Genomic DNA, 16711 nt, shown 5'->3' on the forward strand with positions numbered 1-16711 from the left:
CATACCCTGGTCGGACTAGTTCGTTGAAATGCCCCGCAGTTCCTAAGAGAACATGCGCGTTTATTCACCTAACCTATCAATAAAAATGGCTTTAAAAAAAGAATTGGAGAAACAAGGAAACTGGCTTTTCAAACACAGGAGTTTTTTACCGCTGGTAATTATTTTTATTGGCACGCTAATTCATGTACAGGCCGCAATTCACCCGGATTCGTTCTTGGTAACGAACACATCTGCGAACAAGCTTTTGGAGATTGCGGCTTTATGTACCCCTCTACTTGGATTTTTGATTCGCGTATATACCGTCGGGCATACCCCAAAAAACACCTCCGGAAGAAATACCAAACAGGGACAGGTGGCCGAATCGCTGAACACCACGGGAATTTATTCTGTGGTGCGCCATCCGCTTTACCTGGGTAATTTTTTGATGTGGCTCGGGCTGGCCATGCTAACCGGAAACTTTTGGTTCACCGTCTCTTTTGTTTTTCTATTTTGGCTATACTACGAACGAATCATGTATGCCGAAGAAAAATTTCTACAGCAAAGGTTCGGAAAAACCTATGCCGATTGGGCCGAGGGGGTTCCGGCGTTTCTGCCCGCAATCAAGACTTTCCGAAAACCAACGTACCCGTTTAGCTGGAAGAAAGTGCTGAAAAAAGAAAAAAATGGACTTTTCGCGTTGTTCCTCCTGTTTTGCTTTTTCGATATTTTCGGAAAATACCTGCGACAAGATAGTAACTACAATTACTACTTACTTGGCCTATGCCTGCTTACCGGGATGCTCTATCTGGTAGTGAAATACCTCAAAACACATACGAATCGACTGGATGAAGCGGATCGCTAGTCCGGCTGTCACTGTATAGGAGGGGTTCTGAGCGAAGGGCAGGGAACTTTTCGGGTTCCTGCTATCATTCGACACCGAACGTGTCCGGATCACAGCGGTAGGAAATCAAGCCAAGGGGAAACAATTGGCGGGAACGTCAGGATAAGCCTGTGGGAACGTACTCCCCTGACCGAACCGGATCAATGCTTCCTTTAGCCCCTCCTTGCACGAAAACTAGGGTCCGACAATACGGCAACTGACCTCCGGTGCCCGGGCCCAGAAAGCTGTCCGGGGGTTTCAAAAAAAAAATTTCCAAAAAATTTCAATCCTCAGGCAACGCTTCCGGAAAGCAGCGGCGTAATGCCAGTGAAACCAAATCAACAACTACATGAAAAAGTCACTCCTTTTGCTAGGATTATTTACAATCACGGTAGGCCTGGCCAGTGCTCAGGACAGCCCCGAAACACTTTTCGCTAAAAAAGTCTCCCTGGAGAAAATTGGGTTTATGGTAGACCCTGGCGTTCAACTGAGCCAGGTCGCAGGCGAGGGTACAGCATTCGCCCTCTTTCGGGCAGGCGTCATCTTCCACGACAAACTGACAGTTGGTGGATTTTACGGGCAGATGTTAAACGATATCCGTCCGGCTTCTTTTGAAAACATGCTTCCGTCCAACGCGCACATGGACTCTTTCCAGGCAGGGGGATTTATCGAGTACACCCTTTTTGCGTCCCGATTGGTACATTTTAGCTTCCCCTTTGCGCTGGGGATCATGGAACTCGAAATCGATGAAGAAGGCAGGTACTACGACTACGAAGAAGCAAAAACCCTGTTTTTCGAGCCAGGTGCTCAACTGGAAGTCAATCTGCATCGTTTTGCGCGGCTACATGCCGGCCTGGGCTACCGGATAATGGGTGCCCACGTACAGGAAGCTGCCGGCGTTCCGGCAGCAGGAAACAACCTTACCTTCCAGGTCGGACTGAAAATGGGTCTCTTCTCGATTCAAAATTTCAAACAAAACTAAATTTCCCATGAGACAATTTCCTGTAATTATTTTCCTCTTTGGCCTGCTTTCCTGTGACCTCATGGGAGTGGATTCCTCCAGCCCGGATGAGCAATTGTCCAAGGAAACCATCACCGTCTCAGAGCTAACGGAGACATTGGTAGCTTCCACCACCGTCCGAATCACCCGATTCATCGAAGATGGCCGGGACGAAACTTCCCGATTTGAGGGCTTTGAATTTAAGTTTACTGCCGATGGAACCGTGCTGGCAAGCTCCGCTAGTCAGGAAATTAGCGGAACTTACCGGGTCTTTCGCGACGATGGGAAGACAGAGCTAGCCATGACCTTCCCCTCAAACTCCGCCCTGTATGAATTGACGGACGATTGGTACTTTCGGGTTAAGACGGAACAGGATATCCAATTCGACGACAGTGGCGATCAGCTTACACTCGCCTATGGAGAATCTTCCGAAATCAACACTTCAATAACGTCAGACAACACAGGCAATCCGATAACCTCTGGTGCACCTACGACCACCGAACTGATTGATGTCCTGGTGGCTTCAGAAGGAGCCCGCATCACTCGCTTTATCGAAGACGACAGCGACAAAACCTCCCTTTTTGAGGCATTTGTTTTCAAATTTGATGCGGATGGATCCGTGCGGGCTACCTCCGAAAGTCAGGAAATTAGCGGAACTTACCGGGTCTTTCGCGACGATGGGAAGACAGAGCTAGCCATGACCTTCCCCTCAAACTCCGCCCTGTATGAATTGACGGACGATTGGTACTTTCGGGTTAAGACGGAACAGGATATCCAATTCGACGACAGTGGCGATCAGCTCACCCTCGCCTACTAGCTTACCGGCTTCCAACTAGTTTATTCAACCATACTATCTTATCTACCGTAACCATGAAAACAAACATTCTTTTCCTTTCCTTCATTATTAGTGCAACCGTCTACCCAAACTTCCTATTTGCGCAAAACAGCGGAGAACCCGAAACCGTATTCGAAACGGAATTCCGCTATCTACAGAAAATCTGAGCGGATTTATCGCTCCCTCTCTGGGATTTACGCAGATGGACGGTGGCAACGCTACCCTTTTCAATCTAAGGGGAGGCGTTAGCTTTCGCGACACCTTCTCCCTGGGGGGCTATTTTGCTACTTCTGTCAACGATATCCGCCCACAAAGCGAGCTAGTCCCGGATGTGTACATGGACTACTGGTCCCTGGGTGGTTTTGTGGAATATACCTGGAACGCATCCAAGCTCGTGCACGTAACCTTTCCGCTCTACCTCGGATACGGTGAGGTCCAAATGGACAACGAACTCGGAGACGCCGGACTGGGCGAAGCAAATTTCCTGCAGATCGAACCTACTGCATTGCTTGAGATCAACCTGCACCGCTCGCTACTCCTGAACCTGGGCGCGGGCTATCGGATGCTGGGGAACATGAGCTACCGGAATTTTGACCAATCGGATATGGCCGGTCTCACCGCCTATGTGGGAATGAAGTGGAAGGTGTTTCAGTAATCGAACTCCAAAAACAAGGATTGCACACATCTTACTTCCGGGGCAACAGGAAAGCACGTTCCTGTTGCCCTTTTTTTGGTATTTGGAAGATTCTGACCGGGTAGGCCGCTTGCCTCCGGGAAGACATGCTGCGGGATCTACTCGAAAAAGTCACTCTGCAGCCACAATATTTCACAAAAAGTTCAAGTTTTACGTATGAACACCTGCCGTAAACACATGCATTTGGATACCTTTTCTGCCAAGCCACCCGATTCTTCCAGCCTGGAAATACGCTGGTTTTTTTCCAAACCGGTTCCGGAATTGAACACGTTTATCCGGGAGGGTTTCCCTTCGAAGCCGGTATCGGAAACGCGAACGGACCTGTACTACCCCATCCCCGGTCGGGAGGACCTGAGCCTGAAAATCCGTGAAGGAAAACAAGAACTCAAAAAAAGACGGCTACAGGGGACTCCGCTCCATTTCAATGGTTCACAGGCCGGTTACCTGGAAATTTGGGACAAATGGGTTCTGCCAACTGAGCTCGAAGAGAGGAGGTACCCGGATCCGATTTCCCTCCGGAAACAACGATGGGCTTTAAAAATCGCTCCTTCTGACACCGGCGCGTGGACGGCTCGCCCCTATGCAACCTACCTCACTCAGGGAATTCAAGTGGAGTACACCGCGCTAAGTTGGCGGGATCGGGCGTATTTCACCTTCGGCTTGGATGGTTTTGGTGACATCGGTCAGGCAGCATTGTTGAACTTCCTCGCCTTGCTACCTCCCTGCCCGGAACTCACCCTGGACCAATCATCGGGCTATCCCTACTGGATTGCCCGCCTGTAGCCAGGTCGATTCGTCCCGATGGGGGTTTTCATTCCTCGCGGGAAGTTTCGCCTTTGGCAATCAAGGGATTGCCCCCCTTTCCCCTTCAGGCCTTTCCACCCTGGCCTTTATTTGCGCTTCTTTTTCCCGAATTTTTCCTTCCAACTGCTTCATTTTTTCCCGCTGCAGTCTTCCCCATGCTTCCACGCTCGCTTCAAACTCCTGGATGGTTGGTTCGACTTCCTTTCTCCAGGCCTCCACCTTGGCCCTGTATTCCTGCATCCTGGGTTTGAATTCCGCCTCCCATTGCTGTAGTTGATCCTCAAGTGCTCGTTGGGACACTGCCATTCCTTCCTGAAGTTCCCGCATCCTCCGGTCGAAAGACTGCTTGTGGACCATGTCGCGCTGCGTTGAATCCTGGTGCAATTGCATGATTCTGAAGGCGTACCGTTGGAGACTGTCGCCCAATTCCTCCAGCAAACGTGCAGGGAAATCTGGAATACTATCCGGGTAGATGGATTCCGGCCTGACCGGCGGAGGTGGCGGAGGTAGGGGTGCTAGCCAGCCGGGCATCTCTGGACTACCTTCCAGCACCTGCTGCAACCCTACCGAATCGCTTGCTACCTGCGTTGAAGGTGCGGCAGGCCAGGAGGGGGCACGCCGGTGGACAGGATCAGGCGGTGCCCAGGCAGGAGCCGGAACCGAGGGAGAGGGTACCCGGTAAGTAGTGAGCACCCGGCTGGAGTTGGAGAATTGCTGTGAAGCCATCCCCAACGACAGCACAACGCCAAACATCCCGATGGTACTTAGGATTTTGCTGCCCGGTGGCAGGGGTATGCGCGTTCCCGATTGCTTTCCCAGTAGGCGTTGAATTCGCAGCAGTGTTGGAAAGGCGGATCGTTGGGCGGCCAGGGCCAGGTCAGGTACATGACCGCCGGATTGATTGGCAACAAAGGCCAGCGCATGGGCCAATTCTTCTGGGACTACCCCGGCGCCGACGGCAATATCGTCGGCGATTTGCTCCCGTATTTCACGGACGGAATTCGTAATCCACCAGAATGCCGGATGGTAGAAGAAAATTGACTCCAAAAACGACTGACCGATGTTTACGAGATAATCATACCTGCGAATATGGGCCAGTTCGTGCGCCAGCAAGGCTTCCACCTGAGCCGGTGGGAGGCCGCCAATCAGCGCTACCGGAAATAATACGATCGCTTTCATGCGTCCAAAAGTCATGGGAATATGGGCTTCCGTACTCGCCCGGATCGAAACAGGGATTCGAATGCCCATTCGCTGCACGAGCAAACGGCCCTTCTGGATCATCCAATCCGGTACTTCTACCGAAGACTGCTGCTCTAGTTGCCGAAGGCTGGCAACGTTTCCGAAAATGCGGAGCATATAAAACAAGACTCCCACCAGCCAGATGTGAACCAGGTAGGGGAGCGCGCGATCTAAAAACAGGCTGGAAAGTATCCGTTTTTCCAATGACCAGCTACCCTGCGCTCCGATTACGGCCTCGGGAAGGGGCTGCCAGGCGCCAAAATAAGCATCGCCCGGCGGGGCGACCAGCCGAAGCTCGTACCCCAGCGTGGCAAAAAAGGTACCGGCCATTAGCGCAAGGGTCACCAATGCGGCCAGGTACCTGGACGATGCGGATCGAACCCATCGAAACCGCAGCAGCATCCAATAAATCCCAGCCAGAATCAGAAATTGCCAAAAGGAATGCACAAGTGTCCAGCCTACTACTTCGGATAAAGAGCGGGAAAACCAGAGAAAATTCATGACTTTTTCTTTTCTATTTGATCCAAAAACGCACGTATTTCTTCTATTTCCTCCCTGGAGGGCTGGCTTTGACCCAGCGCTTGCATGACAAGTTTATTGGCAGAGCCTCCGAAAGCTTTTCGGATAAATCGCTTGACCAGGGATTTCTGCGTGTCCTGTTGGGACACAAGCGCCTGGTAGACGTGGGTTCGTTTCTTGTCATCCCGGGCGAGCAATCCCTTGGCGTGCATGTTTTGCATGGTCTTCAGCGTGGTGGTGTAGCCGGTATCCTTTTCCTTGGCCAGTCGCTCGTGTACCTGGCGAACACTGGCCGTTTCCAGCTCCCATAAAATGGCTAATACTTCCAGTTCTGCGCTGGTAGGTCGTTCTTGCATGGATTGTACGATTTATTTCGTAGGCAATATATACGACTCCTCTCGTATTTCCAAGAATATACGAAATATTTCGTAGTAAGATCGGTAAAAATTTACGTCAAATTGATTTTTCCATACGGTTGTCCTTCCTTATTTTGCAGCATGTGTCTGATATCTTTTAATTGGGACGAACATCCCGAATACCAATTGATCTTGGTAGCCAACCGTGACGAGTACTTCAACCGGCCAACGCAGTCCCTGCACCAATGGGAAAACGGCATCTACGCGGGAAAGGACCTGAAGGAAGGCGGCACCTGGATGGGTTTTCATCCCAGTGGAAGGTTTGCGGCGCTGACCAATTACCGGGATATCCGCAACGAGGTTCCTCGTCAGCGATCCCGAGGCGAACTGGTGACCGGATTTCTGGAAAGTGAGGAAAATCCGGAAGACTATTTAAAAAGAGTCGAAGCCATTCAACACGAATACAACGGATTTAACCTGCTGGTCTCCGATACGAAGAATTTGTATGTTTTGTCCAACTATGGCAATGGCATATCGATCGTCAACCCGGGCGTTCACGCGATTTCAAATGCCTTGCTCGACAGTCCCTGGCCAAAAGTAAGGATGGCCAAGCGGCAGTTTGAGGAGCTATTGTCCCGAAAGACCCCTGAAATCGACGATTTGCACGGATTGCTTCAGTCCACCGATCTGGCAGCCGCGGATGAACTGCCGGCTACCGGTCTGACAACTGAATTGGAAAGGGCGGTATCGGCTCAGTTTATTCGGGTAGACGATTATTACGGCACGGTCAACACCACTGCACTACTATGGGACCGACAAGGACAGGTCCACGTACGCGAGGTGCGTACCGTTCCACAACAAGAAGTGACGGAATGTACATTTCGTCTTAATTCGCGGTAAACCGGAACTATGCGTTCCATTTCCTGTTTATATTCATATGGTAAAGTTGGAGTTACTCATCATCGGCGCCGGACCGATTGGGTTGGCCTGCGGGATTGAAGCCCAAAAAAAAGGCTTGAATTACCGGATCATCGAAAAAGGGGTGCTGACCAATTCGATTTTTAACTATCCGGTGAACATGACTTTTTTTTCCACGTCGGAAAAACTGGAAATGGGAGACATTCCATTCATGTCCATTGCCAATAAACCTACGCGGCCGGAGGCCCTGGAGTACTACCGGCGGATTGTCCGGCATTATAAACTATCGATCCATTTGTACGAAGAGGTACAAACGCTGGAAAAAACAGGAGACGATTTTTTGGTACACACGTCAAAAGGAGTCTACCTAACCGAAAAACTGGTAGTAGCAACGGGTTTTTACGATTTGCCCAATACCATGAACGTGCCCGGCGAGGATCTGCCCAAGGTAACGCATTATTACAAAGAACCCTGGCCTTATATCGGACAGAAAATAATGGTCGTTGGCGGTGGAAACTCCGCAGTGGACGTTGCTTTGGAAACCTGGCGTAAAGGTGCGGAGGTAACCATGGTCGTCATGAAACCCCAAATCGATCAAACGGTAAAATACTGGGTCCTGCCGGATATTGAAAACCGAATCAAAGAAGGGTCCATCAAGGGCTATTTCAATACCACGGTGAAAGAAATTCGGGAGAAAGAGGTTCTCCTGCATACGCCAGAGGGGGAGGTAGCTGTAGAAAACGATTTTGTGCTGGCCATGACCGGGTACAAACCGAACTTCACCCTTTTGGACCAATTAGGCGTGCAACTTAGCCTCGATGAGAAACGACAGCCCTGCTACGATTCAGAAAGCCAGGAATCCAACGTCCCCGGATTGTATCTGGCAGGCGTGGTGTGTGGCGGCCTGAATACCCGGGAATTCTTCATTGAAAACACCATCGTTCATGCCCGATCCATCATAGCCGACATCGTGAAAAAAAAGCAACTAGCTTCCCGGGTGGAAAAATAATGGGGTAACTACCGTTTCCTCGAATCCGGGTGGGTATCCGGGTGCACCTTGTCCTGGTGCAACAATACCGTGGAGGTAGGGTAGGCAATTCGTATGTTATCCTCGGGGCCAAGTCGTTCGAGAATGCTTTCGGTGATGGCGTGTTCAAACATCCGCCTTTTTTTTGGGTCGCACAGGTAGCGCATGGAAAGTTGGATGCCCCGTTCGGTGATTTTTGTGAAAATCATAGGGGTAAATTGCTTGTAAACGATGAGGTGATCTTGCTTGGCTTTCTTAAAGACTTTTTCCGCCAACCGCAAGTCCTCCTTCAGGTGTTCGTTCAGGATTTCCAGTAGAATGTCTTTTGCTTTTCTGAAATCACTTCGAAGAGTGATGTAAATCTTTTGTTCGTTCCAGATATAATTAAAGCCGGTTGAATAATTGGCCTGTGCATCCAGAAACACCTTGCCATTGGGTACGTGAACGACCCGGCCGGTACTTTGATCCGCATCCACCCAGTTGCCAATTTCCAGCAAGGAAAACTGGAAAAGGCGTAAATCGATCACGTCGCCCTGTACCTCGCCAATTTGGATTCGGTCCCCCACATCAAAGGGTTTGCGTAGGTAGATAAAGGCCCAACCGGCGATATTGACAAAGATATCCTTCAATGCAATGGCGATGCCTGCAGACAATAGTCCAAAAAAAGTGGTTACCGACTGAAAATTATTGATCCACAGGTTACCGATGATCAGGATACCGATGATAAAGGAGGTATATTCGATGACTTTTCTCCAGTGATATTGGCGCCTGAGCTCCACGGCATCGCCCCGATAAATCAGCCGTACAGAGACCTTGTTGATCAGCCACATGATGAAAACAATCAGCAGCGTCTGAAGAATCCTGTTCCGCAGCGTGGCGTCAATATCGAAGTTCAGGAAATTGTCAAACATATCGGGTTACTATGTAAAGTCAAACTAGGCAAATTTAGGGCAATAATTCAACGTATGGCAAGGAATTATTTTGTGACACCGTGTTTTCGGTTGCCGAGCCAAACCCCCAGGATTACGGCAAGAATCCCCAGGTAATGCAAGGGAAGCAGCTGCTCCCCGTCCAAAACACCCCAAAACAACGCGACCATCGGTACCAGATAGGTTACCGAACTGGCAAAAACCGGGGTCACTCGTTTTACCATGGCGTTAAAGAGGACCAGGGCGGCGGCCGTACCGATGATTCCCAGGGCCGCAACGTACGCTGCGGCTCTCCAGGCACCTTCTACGTGCAGCAACTTAAATGAAAAGTCTGTAAAACCCCAAAGATACATGGCTGCCAGGGGCAATACCATCATGAGAGAAACCGCGGTAATCCCTTTTGCCTCGATTTCTTCGACACGAAACTTGATGATGTTCACATTGAACCCGTAACAGATGGTGGCTGCCACCACCAGTAGTCCAAACAGGTTGATGTCCGAAAACGGCTCCCCGCCGGTAGCCCCTCCTCCCGCCAGCACGAGGATCCCGACTCCGATAAAAGCGATCGTCAGTCCCAGGGCATTCCTGCCTGTAATTCGTGCATTAAAGAAAAAGGCGCCTACCGCTACGACCATTAAGGGAGTAAGTGCGTTGATAACACCCGCGAGGGAACTGGAAAGATTCGTTTGTGCAGTAGCAAAGAGAAATGCGGGAATGAAACTACCGACAAAGCCAATGGTCAACAGGTAGATCAATTGTTTCTTCCGTAGCAATTTCACCTGAGGTAGGGCAAAGGGAAGCAGAACTGCCCCGGCCATCACGATCCGGAATGCACCCACTTCGCCTGCAGAGAATACCAGAAGGGCCTTTTTTATCAAAATAAACGAACTGCCCCAGATCAATGCCAGTACTACCAACATTGCCCATTGTTTCAGTTGGTTTCTACCCTCGTGACCTGACATGTAGAAGAGGGTTCGATTTCATGAGCGGAATTTTTCGGAACAATGGTTTTTCACAATTCAGCGTCAGCAAATACCCGGGCTATTTCTTCCAGGAGTTCACAGGTTTCGGTATAGGATTCATTGGTAACGAGGGCGGTGCGGTACGGTTTGAAATGAGGAAGACCCCGGAAATAATTCGTGTAGTGCCTGCGCATTTCGAGCAGTCCCAATTTCTCGCCTTTCCATTCCACCGAAAAATCCAAATGCCTTCTGGCTACCTTTACACGTTCTTCCAGATCCGGTCCCTCCAGCAACTGCCCGGTCGCAAAAAAATGCTTGATTTCATTGAAAATCCAAGGATAGCCTATGGCCGCTCTGCCAATCATGATCCCATCTACCCCGTAGCGTTCCCGGTAGATTTTCGCTTTTTCCGGGCTGTCTATGTCCCCGTTGCCAAATACCGGAATGGTAATGCGGGGATTGCTTTTGACAGCTGCCAGGTATTCCCAATTGGCTTCGCCCTTGTACATTTGCTTTCGGGTCCGTGCATGAATGCTGATGGCTTGTATGCCCACGTCTTGCAATCGTTCCGTGACTTCCTCTATACGAATGGTGTTTTCGTCCCAACCCAGCCTGGTTTTTACCGTAACCGGAATGGAAACGGCCTTGACGATTTCGGCCGTCATGGAGACCATCTTGTCAATGTCCAACAGAATTCCAGCCCCAGCCCCTTTGCAAGCCACCTTATTGACCGGACAGCCGTAATTGATGTCCAGGATATCCGGACCGGCTGCTTCTACGATGGCCGCAGCCTCTCTCATCGAGGCGATCTCATTTCCAAAAATCTGGATTCCTACGGGTTTTTCGTATTCGTAAATATCCAACTTTTGGACGGATTTGGCCGCATCGCGGATCAAACCCTCCGAGCTAATGAACTCTGTATACATCAAATCCGCCCCATTGGCCTTGCACACGGCCCGGAACGGCGGATCGCTCACATCTTCCATCGGGGCCAATAAAAGAGGAAATTCCCCGAGATTCAAATCTCCGATTTTAATCACACGCTAAAATTTTATGCAAAAATGAGTGTTTTTCCTTGAAAATCAATACCGTTAGTCGTTTTCCGGGACTTTTCCCGGCACTTAATTTCCATGCAAAACAAAAAACTGGCTTGTGGTACAGGCTATTTCGTGTAAATTTAACCTGTCTATGGAAATCTACGAACATCGACCGGGGTATCAGGTACAGCAGCATTGGTTGCTTTCCTTTTCGGTTTTGATCTTACTCGTGTTTGGCGCCCTGGCCATCCTTCAAACCCTTGCTGTGGGGCTGATTCCTTTCTTGTTCGGAATTGGTTTCGATCAACTTCCCGCTCTTTTGAGCGGGACACTGGATCATCCGAATGGGCGAATGGCATTTCTGTTTATACAGGGATTGGGCGGAGGGTTGGCATTTTGGCTGGGCGGCTGGCTGTTTGTTCGGCTGGTAGACAAAAAAACCCTGCAGCTTCCCCGCCAATTCAGCCCGGAAAAGCTGCAGGAAATTGGGTTGGTTTTCCCCATCCTGATCGGGTTTGTATTGTTCAATTCCCTATGGGTGTACCTCAACATGAACATGGAACTTCCCGAGGCCTGGAAGGGCTTGGAAGCCATTCTTCGGGCGAAGGAAGACCAACTGATGGAACTGACCCTCTACCTGACCGATTTTGGCAGTACCGGGGAGTTGCTCATGGGCATACTGGTGATCGGTGTATTGGCCGGAATCGGGGAAGAATACCTTTTCAGGGGAATTGTCCAGCCAAAAATGCACGCCTATACGCACAATGCCCACCTGGGCGTCTGGCTAACAGCCTTTCTATTTTCGGCCATCCACCTTCAATTTTACGGGTTTCTTCCCAGGATGATGCTCGGCGCCTTGTTTGGCTACCTGTACCTGTATTCAGGTACCCTGGTATTTCCCATGCTGGCCCATATACTAAACAATACCTTTACCCTTTTTCTGGTATACTTCAACAAATTGGATCTGATCGAATACGACATGGAAAATGCTACGGAGCTGCATTGGGAATACGTCCTGATTGGATTGGTCGTTTTTCTACTTTCCTGGAAACGGTTCCTCAGCCGGCACAAAACCGAAGCGCATGAGTAAATGGCAAAAAGTTTTTGAATCTGATTCCCCGATCCGGGCCGAAATCGTCAAGGGGGTTTTGGAAGAAAAAGGTATCCGGGCCGTCATTCTGAATAAAAAAGACCCCGTTTACAAAATTCACGGCAGCATTGAGGTGATGGTTTCCGCCGATGAAGCCATCCGGGCCATTAATATCGTTGATAATGAGATCTCGTTTTAGCATCAGCAATTATAGCAACCTGGCACAGCGGATCATTACCGCTCTGATTGGAGCGGCGATAATTATCGGCAGCACCATCTTTAGCGAGTGGGCGTACTTCGTGGTATTTGCTGTCCTGCTGGGCTTCACGCAAATGGAGTTCTACAAATTATCGGGCCTGGACGGCATGTTGCCGCTAAAGAGTTTTGGGACCTTTGTAGGACTGTTGATCTTTGCCTTTACCTTCCTGGAAGAGATGAAAATCATTCCCATCGCCTATTACTTTTTGGTATTTCCATTGGTCTCCATGATATTTTTTATCAAGCTGTACCGGAAATCTGACAAAAAGCCTTTTACGGGGATCGCGTATACGATTTTGGGGATTTTCTACGTAGCTATCCCCTTTTCTTTATTGACGGTCGCCGCGTTTTCGGTGGACAAAACCTTTCATTTTGAGATCGTCATCGGCTCGTTGCTGATCTTATGGGCCAGCGACTCGGGTGCCTATTTCGCAGGAACGAAGTTTGGAAAAACAAAGCTTTTCGAACGGGTTTCGCCAAAAAAATCCTGGGAAGGAAGTCTAGGCGGAGCGTTTACTGCGATCGTTATCACCTATTTTATCTCGAAGAACTTTACCGTATTGCCGGAGTGGCAGTGGTTTTGTATCATGACCATCATCATCATCGCAGGCACCTACGGAGACCTGATCGAATCCCTTTTTAAGCGAAGCATTGCCATCAAAGATTCGGGAAAGGGTCTTCCGGGTCATGGGGGCTTTATGGATCGGTTTGACGGTTTACTCTTATCCACGCCGTTTATTGTAGCATTTTTGAAAATTTTTTAATTCTTACCCGAAAAAATTCTAATATTGTAAATCGTTAACGGGTACCCCCGCCCGCTTTGTGTGGGGAAATTTCTGACCGAAATGGGTGCCCTGGAATCAAAGTTGCTCGCTCATGACCATTCATAAAGAAGGAAGATCGTTGTTGTTTTGGATGCTCTTTATTCTTGCCGGCCTGAATATCCTCTTGCATCAGGTGCTGCCGGAAAAGGAGTTGTTGTTAAATCTGGTGATGCTCGGAAGCATCCTTGGCTACCTGGCCGTGTTGCAGTTTTTCAGAAACCCGGCCATTCCCATGCCCGATGATCCGGAGTTAATTTATGCAGCAGCAGACGGCAAGGTAGTGACCATCGAAAAAACCCGGGAGGACGAGTTTCTACGGGAAGAGCGGATACAGGTATCGGTATTTATGTCTCCCTTAAATGTACACGTTAACCGGTCTCCCATATCGGGCCTGGTGAAGTATTTTAAATACCATCCGGGAAAATATCTGGTAGCCTGGCACCCGAAATCCAGCACCGAAAACGAACGAACCTCCCTCGTGCTGGAGCATCCTTCCGGACTACTACTGATGGTCCGGCAGATCGCCGGAGCCATGGCCCGGCGCATCAAATGGTACGTCGATGTGGGCGATCCTCTGGTGCAGGGACACGAGTTTGGCTTTATAAAATTCGGATCCAGGGTGGACCTATTTGTACCTCTGGACGCAGAAATCCTGGTTAAGGTAAACCAAAAGACCAAGGCAGGTATCACGCCGATTGCCCGACTCAAATCCCCATGACTCCTTAGCCAAGGCCCATCTCCAGCGCTTTTTTTACCAGTTCTGCCACGGAAGAAACCTCCAACTTCCGGTGCAGGTGCTTTCGGTGCGTTTCTACCGTATGTACACTCAAGTATAGCTGGTCGGCGATTTCTTTATTGCTTTTTCCCCGAGCGATCCATTTCAGGATTTCCAGCTCCCGCTTAGACAGTTTGAAGGCCGTTTTGAAACGATCGTATTGGTCAAATTCATCTTCTTCTGCCTGTTTGAGCACCTGTTCAAAACGAGCCAGGTAGCGGTCTTCCATTACTTCGCGGATGGTAAATATCAGTTCATCGGGATCTGCATTTTTCAGCACATAGGCGTCTACTCCCTGCTGGATGCATTTTTTAAATATTTCCTCCTCGTCGTACATGGACAGCACAATGGTTTTAATCTTCCAACGCCTCTTCTTAATGAATTGCAAGATCCCCAGTCCATTAAGCCCGGGCATGTTCATATCCGTGATCAACAAATCTGCTTTGTTCGTTTCCAGAGCATCCAGCAGTTCTTTGCCGTTGTGGTACACCCCTTGCACCTGAAAATCCTCCTCTCCAGAAAGCAGGTTTTCGATACCCGCAGCGAATAATTTGTGGTCGTCCGCCAGAACGATTTTAGTTTTAGGTGTCATTGTTAGCGTAAATTGCGTTCTCTAGCTGAATTTTTATTTGGGTACCCTTGTTGGGACCCGAAACGACATCTACCTGACCGTTGATCGCCTTGATTCTGGATTTCAGGTTTTTAATGCCCAATCCCGAGGACTCGCTATGGGTATCAAAGCCAACCCCATCGTCTCGGATAAGTAAGGTGGGAATTCCTCCTTCCTCCACCAAATGAATGGAAATCAGCTGGGGAGATGCATGTTTGATCGCGTTATTCAGGCACTCCTGCACCATTCGGATCACAACCAACTTCTTATCCCCTTCCAGGCTGTCAAAAAAATCTACTTTTTTTTTCGAAAGAGGTCTTGCAGTATCCACTCTTTTCGATCTTGGCCAATTCATCGGTCAGAAAATCCTCGAATTTCAATGCATTGAGGTAATCCTTATTAATGGACCTCGATAAGCTACGTACCTCGCGAATAATCTGATTGATCAGTTTCTTACCTTCTGAAATTCCCGATCCGTTGGGACTATTCAAGACCAACTTTGTGAGGGAAAGCAATTGGCCAATATTGTCGTGCAATTCCTGGCTAACAAAGAGCAGGGTTTGTTCCCGGATCTCCTTTTCGGCATTCAGAATGGTGTTTTCATAATCTGCCTTGAGAAGCTGGATCTTATGCCGGTTTTTGATCTGCCGCTGCCGGTGGATGATCACGATCGTGACGATAAATACCGCCATGATGACCATGAGTACTACCCCGGTCAGGATAGCCAAAAATGTAGGCAAGGCATTATCTTCCATCTCTATTCGCAGAAAAGATAAAGGAGGAGTAAAACGAAAGACCGAAAATCAGGTAGAGCATCGCAGCAAAAATCCGGTTCATCGAGGCCAAGATGGTCAGGTACCATTTATCAATATCCCATAGAATATTCAATGCCCCGAAGTAGATGAAATTGGGACAATAGAAAAGAAGAATGGCGGCAATGTTCCAAAAATGGGGTACGCCCAGCAGCGGTCTGTCCCAAAAACCCTCCAAAATAAAGATGCGGTACAGCAGGTAGCAACTTACCAATACGACCCCAAAACTTCCAAGCAAATGGGTGTATTGCTGAAACAACTGGGTAGGATTTTGGAAAAAGATACTATTTGTCACGGCCCAGGCAAGAAAAACCAGCATGAATTGATCGATCCGCTTTTTGATCGACCACTGGTCCACCAGGGATCTCAAATAGACCAAGATTAGCAAGGTTTCCCCACATACAAAGAAGATGTTGTAAACAAGCACGTTTTTTTGCCCGTTTTGCACGAGGTAATGGGCGTATAACTCAAAAGCCAACACATAGAGAATGATGCAAAAAATGTAGGCATGGGCCCGTTTATCTTCGGACCGTATTTTCCCAAAAGGAAAATACAGGAGCGAGCATAGCAAACCCACTGCAATACAGTAAAGATACACAGTGATTGTCATGGCGGAGGCTTGTAGGAATGGGTACTAAAAAAAGTCTCAGCAGTCGGGAGGACATACCTTGCCACCGTTCACGATCATGGTCTGCTGCCCCGGATCGTCATTGTCATTCGAAGCAGTAAGAATCACCGTTAATTTCCCAATATAATCCGAACGGTTAGCTCTTTCGCCTTGTTCCGACACGGTGTCTTTGTCGTACATACCCAGATAAATCTTGATTCCACCTTGTTTTGGATCGGTTTGATCCAAAAGCTTTTCGATGGTCTGCCGATCAAACCAAACCGACCGTGTCTGCTGCTTGGCAGACTCCTGATGGATCGCTCGCTCCGCATCCTGAATAAACTTTTCGTAATTTCGCTTCAGGATTTCAAATTTTTCTATATCCATGAATGGTTCTATTTAGAGGATTGTCTTCAATCAAAATTAACGAAACTTCCGGTTAATCCTTCCCCACCCGAAAAAAATCCGCCGTTTTTATTTTACCAAAATGGCTTTTACCGACAAAACTTCCGCCAGCCTGCGCAAAAAAACGGTGAACCGACCGTTTCCAAAAAAC

Annotated in this window: 21 protein-coding genes; 11 read left to right on the forward strand and 10 right to left on the reverse strand. The window is 49.0% G+C overall.

Going from position 1 to position 16711, the window contains the following annotated elements:
• Positions 1–85: 85 nt before the first annotated feature.
• The 5 genes from ABWH99_RS01430 (at position 86) to ABWH99_RS01450 (ending at position 4171) form a co-directional block, all read left to right on the forward strand.
• The gene (locus ABWH99_RS01430) at positions 86–841 is read left to right on the forward strand and encodes a methyltransferase family protein (RefSeq protein WP_375584535.1); all 756 of its coding nucleotides are present in this window, start codon (positions 86–88) and stop codon (positions 839–841) included.
• 367 nt (positions 842–1208) lie between these two features.
• Positions 1209–1841 (forward strand): hypothetical protein, encoded by a 633-nt coding sequence (locus ABWH99_RS01435; protein ID WP_375584536.1) that lies wholly within the window; start codon positions 1209–1211, stop codon positions 1839–1841.
• A gap of 7 nt (positions 1842–1848) precedes the next feature.
• The gene (locus ABWH99_RS01440) at positions 1849–2676 is read left to right on the forward strand and encodes a hypothetical protein (protein ID WP_375584537.1); all 828 of its coding nucleotides are present in this window, start codon (positions 1849–1851) and stop codon (positions 2674–2676) included.
• Positions 2677–2896: 220 nt separating this feature from the next.
• Positions 2897–3349, forward strand: a complete 453-nt coding sequence (locus ABWH99_RS01445) for a hypothetical protein (RefSeq protein WP_375584538.1) — start codon at positions 2897–2899, stop codon at positions 3347–3349.
• 195 nt (positions 3350–3544) lie between these two features.
• A complete protein-coding gene (locus ABWH99_RS01450) occupies positions 3545–4171 on the forward strand; it encodes a hypothetical protein (RefSeq protein WP_375584539.1) in 627 nt (208 codons plus the stop codon).
• Positions 4172–4231: 60 nt separating this feature from the next.
• Here ABWH99_RS01450 and ABWH99_RS01455 read toward each other — a convergent pair whose 3' ends face one another.
• The gene (locus ABWH99_RS01455; protein WP_375584540.1) at positions 4232–5932 is read right to left on the reverse strand and encodes a M56 family metallopeptidase; all 1701 of its coding nucleotides are present in this window, start codon (positions 5930–5932) and stop codon (positions 4232–4234) included.
• Positions 5929–6306, reverse strand: coding sequence for a BlaI/MecI/CopY family transcriptional regulator (locus tag ABWH99_RS01460; protein WP_375584541.1), 378 nt, complete (start codon positions 6304–6306; stop codon positions 5929–5931). Before ABWH99_RS01460 ends, ABWH99_RS01455 begins: the two co-directional genes overlap by 4 nt.
• A 141-nt stretch (positions 6307–6447) precedes the next feature.
• On the opposite strand from ABWH99_RS01460, the gene ABWH99_RS01465 reads away from it, so the two are divergent.
• Both ABWH99_RS01465 and ABWH99_RS01470 read left to right on the forward strand, forming a co-directional pair.
• The gene (locus ABWH99_RS01465; protein ID WP_375584542.1) at positions 6448–7206 is read left to right on the forward strand and encodes an NRDE family protein; all 759 of its coding nucleotides are present in this window, start codon (positions 6448–6450) and stop codon (positions 7204–7206) included.
• Positions 7207–7243: 37 nt separating this feature from the next.
• Positions 7244–8233 carry a YpdA family putative bacillithiol disulfide reductase gene (locus ABWH99_RS01470; RefSeq protein WP_375584543.1) on the forward strand — a complete coding sequence of 330 codons (990 nt, stop codon included), beginning with the start codon at positions 7244–7246 and terminating at the stop codon, positions 8231–8233.
• Between the two features lie 8 nt (positions 8234–8241).
• Here the strand turns inward: ABWH99_RS01470 and ABWH99_RS01475 are convergent, their stop codons facing one another.
• The 3 genes from ABWH99_RS01475 to dusB all read right to left on the reverse strand — a co-directional run bounded on the left by ABWH99_RS01475 (position 8242) and on the right by dusB (position 11182).
• Positions 8242–9162 (reverse strand): mechanosensitive ion channel family protein, encoded by a 921-nt coding sequence (locus tag ABWH99_RS01475; RefSeq protein WP_375584544.1) that lies wholly within the window; start codon positions 9160–9162, stop codon positions 8242–8244.
• Between the two features lie 65 nt (positions 9163–9227).
• Positions 9228–10142 carry a DMT family transporter gene (locus ABWH99_RS01480; protein WP_375584545.1) on the reverse strand — a complete coding sequence of 305 codons (915 nt, stop codon included), beginning with the start codon at positions 10140–10142 and terminating at the stop codon, positions 9228–9230.
• Between the two features lie 50 nt (positions 10143–10192).
• Entirely contained in the window at positions 10193–11182 is a 990-nt protein-coding gene (gene dusB / locus ABWH99_RS01485; protein WP_375584546.1) for a tRNA dihydrouridine synthase DusB, read from the reverse strand.
• A 148-nt stretch (positions 11183–11330) separates the two neighbouring features.
• On the opposite strand from dusB, the gene ABWH99_RS01490 reads away from it, so the two are divergent.
• The 4 genes from ABWH99_RS01490 to ABWH99_RS01505 all read left to right on the forward strand — a co-directional run bounded on the left by ABWH99_RS01490 (position 11331) and on the right by ABWH99_RS01505 (position 14069).
• On the forward strand, positions 11331–12269 hold the full coding sequence (locus ABWH99_RS01490) for a lysostaphin resistance A-like protein (protein ID WP_375584547.1): 939 nt from the start codon (positions 11331–11333) through the stop codon (positions 12267–12269).
• Positions 12262–12468, forward strand: coding sequence for a putative signal transducing protein (locus tag ABWH99_RS01495; RefSeq protein ID WP_375584548.1), 207 nt, complete (start codon positions 12262–12264; stop codon positions 12466–12468). Before ABWH99_RS01490 ends, ABWH99_RS01495 begins: the two co-directional genes overlap by 8 nt.
• Positions 12452–13291 carry a phosphatidate cytidylyltransferase gene (locus ABWH99_RS01500; protein WP_375584549.1) on the forward strand — a complete coding sequence of 280 codons (840 nt, stop codon included), beginning with the start codon at positions 12452–12454 and terminating at the stop codon, positions 13289–13291. The genes ABWH99_RS01495 and ABWH99_RS01500 overlap by 17 nt, the downstream gene beginning before the upstream one ends.
• 112 nt (positions 13292–13403) lie before the next feature.
• Positions 13404–14069 (forward strand): phosphatidylserine decarboxylase family protein, encoded by a 666-nt coding sequence (locus ABWH99_RS01505; RefSeq protein ID WP_375584550.1) that lies wholly within the window; start codon positions 13404–13406, stop codon positions 14067–14069.
• Between the two features lie 4 nt (positions 14070–14073).
• Here the strand turns inward: ABWH99_RS01505 and ABWH99_RS01510 are convergent, their stop codons facing one another.
• From ABWH99_RS01510 to ABWH99_RS01530, 5 genes are read right to left on the reverse strand one after another with little or no spacing between them, the layout of a single operon-like run.
• Positions 14074–14718, reverse strand: coding sequence for a response regulator (locus ABWH99_RS01510; protein WP_375584551.1), 645 nt, complete (start codon positions 14716–14718; stop codon positions 14074–14076).
• Entirely contained in the window at positions 14708–15067 is a 360-nt protein-coding gene (locus ABWH99_RS01515) for a sensor histidine kinase (RefSeq protein ID WP_375584552.1), read from the reverse strand. The genes ABWH99_RS01510 and ABWH99_RS01515 overlap by 11 nt, the downstream gene beginning before the upstream one ends.
• The gene (locus tag ABWH99_RS01520; protein WP_375584553.1) at positions 15021–15491 is read right to left on the reverse strand and encodes a hypothetical protein; all 471 of its coding nucleotides are present in this window, start codon (positions 15489–15491) and stop codon (positions 15021–15023) included. Before ABWH99_RS01520 ends, ABWH99_RS01515 begins: the two co-directional genes overlap by 47 nt.
• Complete coding sequence (locus ABWH99_RS01525; RefSeq protein ID WP_375584554.1) at positions 15481–16158, reverse strand: hypothetical protein; 678 nt, start codon at positions 16156–16158, stop codon at positions 15481–15483. The genes ABWH99_RS01520 and ABWH99_RS01525 overlap by 11 nt, the downstream gene beginning before the upstream one ends.
• Positions 16159–16194: 36 nt before the next feature.
• Complete coding sequence (locus ABWH99_RS01530) at positions 16195–16542, reverse strand: hypothetical protein (protein WP_375584555.1); 348 nt, start codon at positions 16540–16542, stop codon at positions 16195–16197.
• Positions 16543–16711 lie beyond the last annotated feature (169 nt).

The sequence above is a fragment of the Cyclobacterium xiamenense genome (assembly GCF_042140265.1).
Lineage (GTDB): Bacteria > Bacteroidota > Bacteroidia > Cytophagales > Cyclobacteriaceae > Cyclobacterium > Cyclobacterium xiamenense_A.

What these genes read in the sequence shown, in the direction of transcription:
- ABWH99_RS01430 (WP_375584535.1), top strand. Translation starts at nt 86, where the DNA reads ATGGCTTTAAAAAAAGAATTGGAGAAACAAGGAAACTGGCTTTTCAAA.
- ABWH99_RS01435 (WP_375584536.1), top strand. Translation starts at nt 1,209, where the DNA reads ATGAAAAAGTCACTCCTTTTGCTAGGATTATTTACAATCACGGTAGGC.
- ABWH99_RS01440 (WP_375584537.1), top strand. Translation starts at nt 1,849, where the DNA reads ATGAGACAATTTCCTGTAATTATTTTCCTCTTTGGCCTGCTTTCCTGT.
- ABWH99_RS01445 (WP_375584538.1), top strand. Translation starts at nt 2,897, where the DNA reads ATGGACGGTGGCAACGCTACCCTTTTCAATCTAAGGGGAGGCGTTAGC.
- ABWH99_RS01450 (WP_375584539.1), top strand. Translation starts at nt 3,545, where the DNA reads ATGAACACCTGCCGTAAACACATGCATTTGGATACCTTTTCTGCCAAG.
- ABWH99_RS01455 (WP_375584540.1), bottom strand. Translation starts at nt 5,932, where the DNA reads ATGAATTTTCTCTGGTTTTCCCGCTCTTTATCCGAAGTAGTAGGCTGG.
- ABWH99_RS01460 (WP_375584541.1), bottom strand. Translation starts at nt 6,306, where the DNA reads ATGCAAGAACGACCTACCAGCGCAGAACTGGAAGTATTAGCCATTTTA.
- ABWH99_RS01465 (WP_375584542.1), top strand. Translation starts at nt 6,448, where the DNA reads ATGTGTCTGATATCTTTTAATTGGGACGAACATCCCGAATACCAATTG.
- ABWH99_RS01470 (WP_375584543.1), top strand. Translation starts at nt 7,244, where the DNA reads ATGGTAAAGTTGGAGTTACTCATCATCGGCGCCGGACCGATTGGGTTG.
- ABWH99_RS01475 (WP_375584544.1), bottom strand. Translation starts at nt 9,162, where the DNA reads ATGTTTGACAATTTCCTGAACTTCGATATTGACGCCACGCTGCGGAAC.
- ABWH99_RS01480 (WP_375584545.1), bottom strand. Translation starts at nt 10,142, where the DNA reads ATGTCAGGTCACGAGGGTAGAAACCAACTGAAACAATGGGCAATGTTG.
- ABWH99_RS01490 (WP_375584547.1), top strand. Translation starts at nt 11,331, where the DNA reads ATGGAAATCTACGAACATCGACCGGGGTATCAGGTACAGCAGCATTGG.
- ABWH99_RS01495 (WP_375584548.1), top strand. Translation starts at nt 12,262, where the DNA reads ATGAGTAAATGGCAAAAAGTTTTTGAATCTGATTCCCCGATCCGGGCC.
- ABWH99_RS01500 (WP_375584549.1), top strand. Translation starts at nt 12,452, where the DNA reads ATGAGATCTCGTTTTAGCATCAGCAATTATAGCAACCTGGCACAGCGG.
- ABWH99_RS01505 (WP_375584550.1), top strand. Translation starts at nt 13,404, where the DNA reads ATGACCATTCATAAAGAAGGAAGATCGTTGTTGTTTTGGATGCTCTTT.
- ABWH99_RS01510 (WP_375584551.1), bottom strand. Translation starts at nt 14,718, where the DNA reads ATGACACCTAAAACTAAAATCGTTCTGGCGGACGACCACAAATTATTC.
- ABWH99_RS01520 (WP_375584553.1), bottom strand. Translation starts at nt 15,491, where the DNA reads ATGGAAGATAATGCCTTGCCTACATTTTTGGCTATCCTGACCGGGGTA.
- ABWH99_RS01525 (WP_375584554.1), bottom strand. Translation starts at nt 16,158, where the DNA reads ATGACAATCACTGTGTATCTTTACTGTATTGCAGTGGGTTTGCTATGC.
- ABWH99_RS01530 (WP_375584555.1), bottom strand. Translation starts at nt 16,542, where the DNA reads ATGGATATAGAAAAATTTGAAATCCTGAAGCGAAATTACGAAAAGTTT.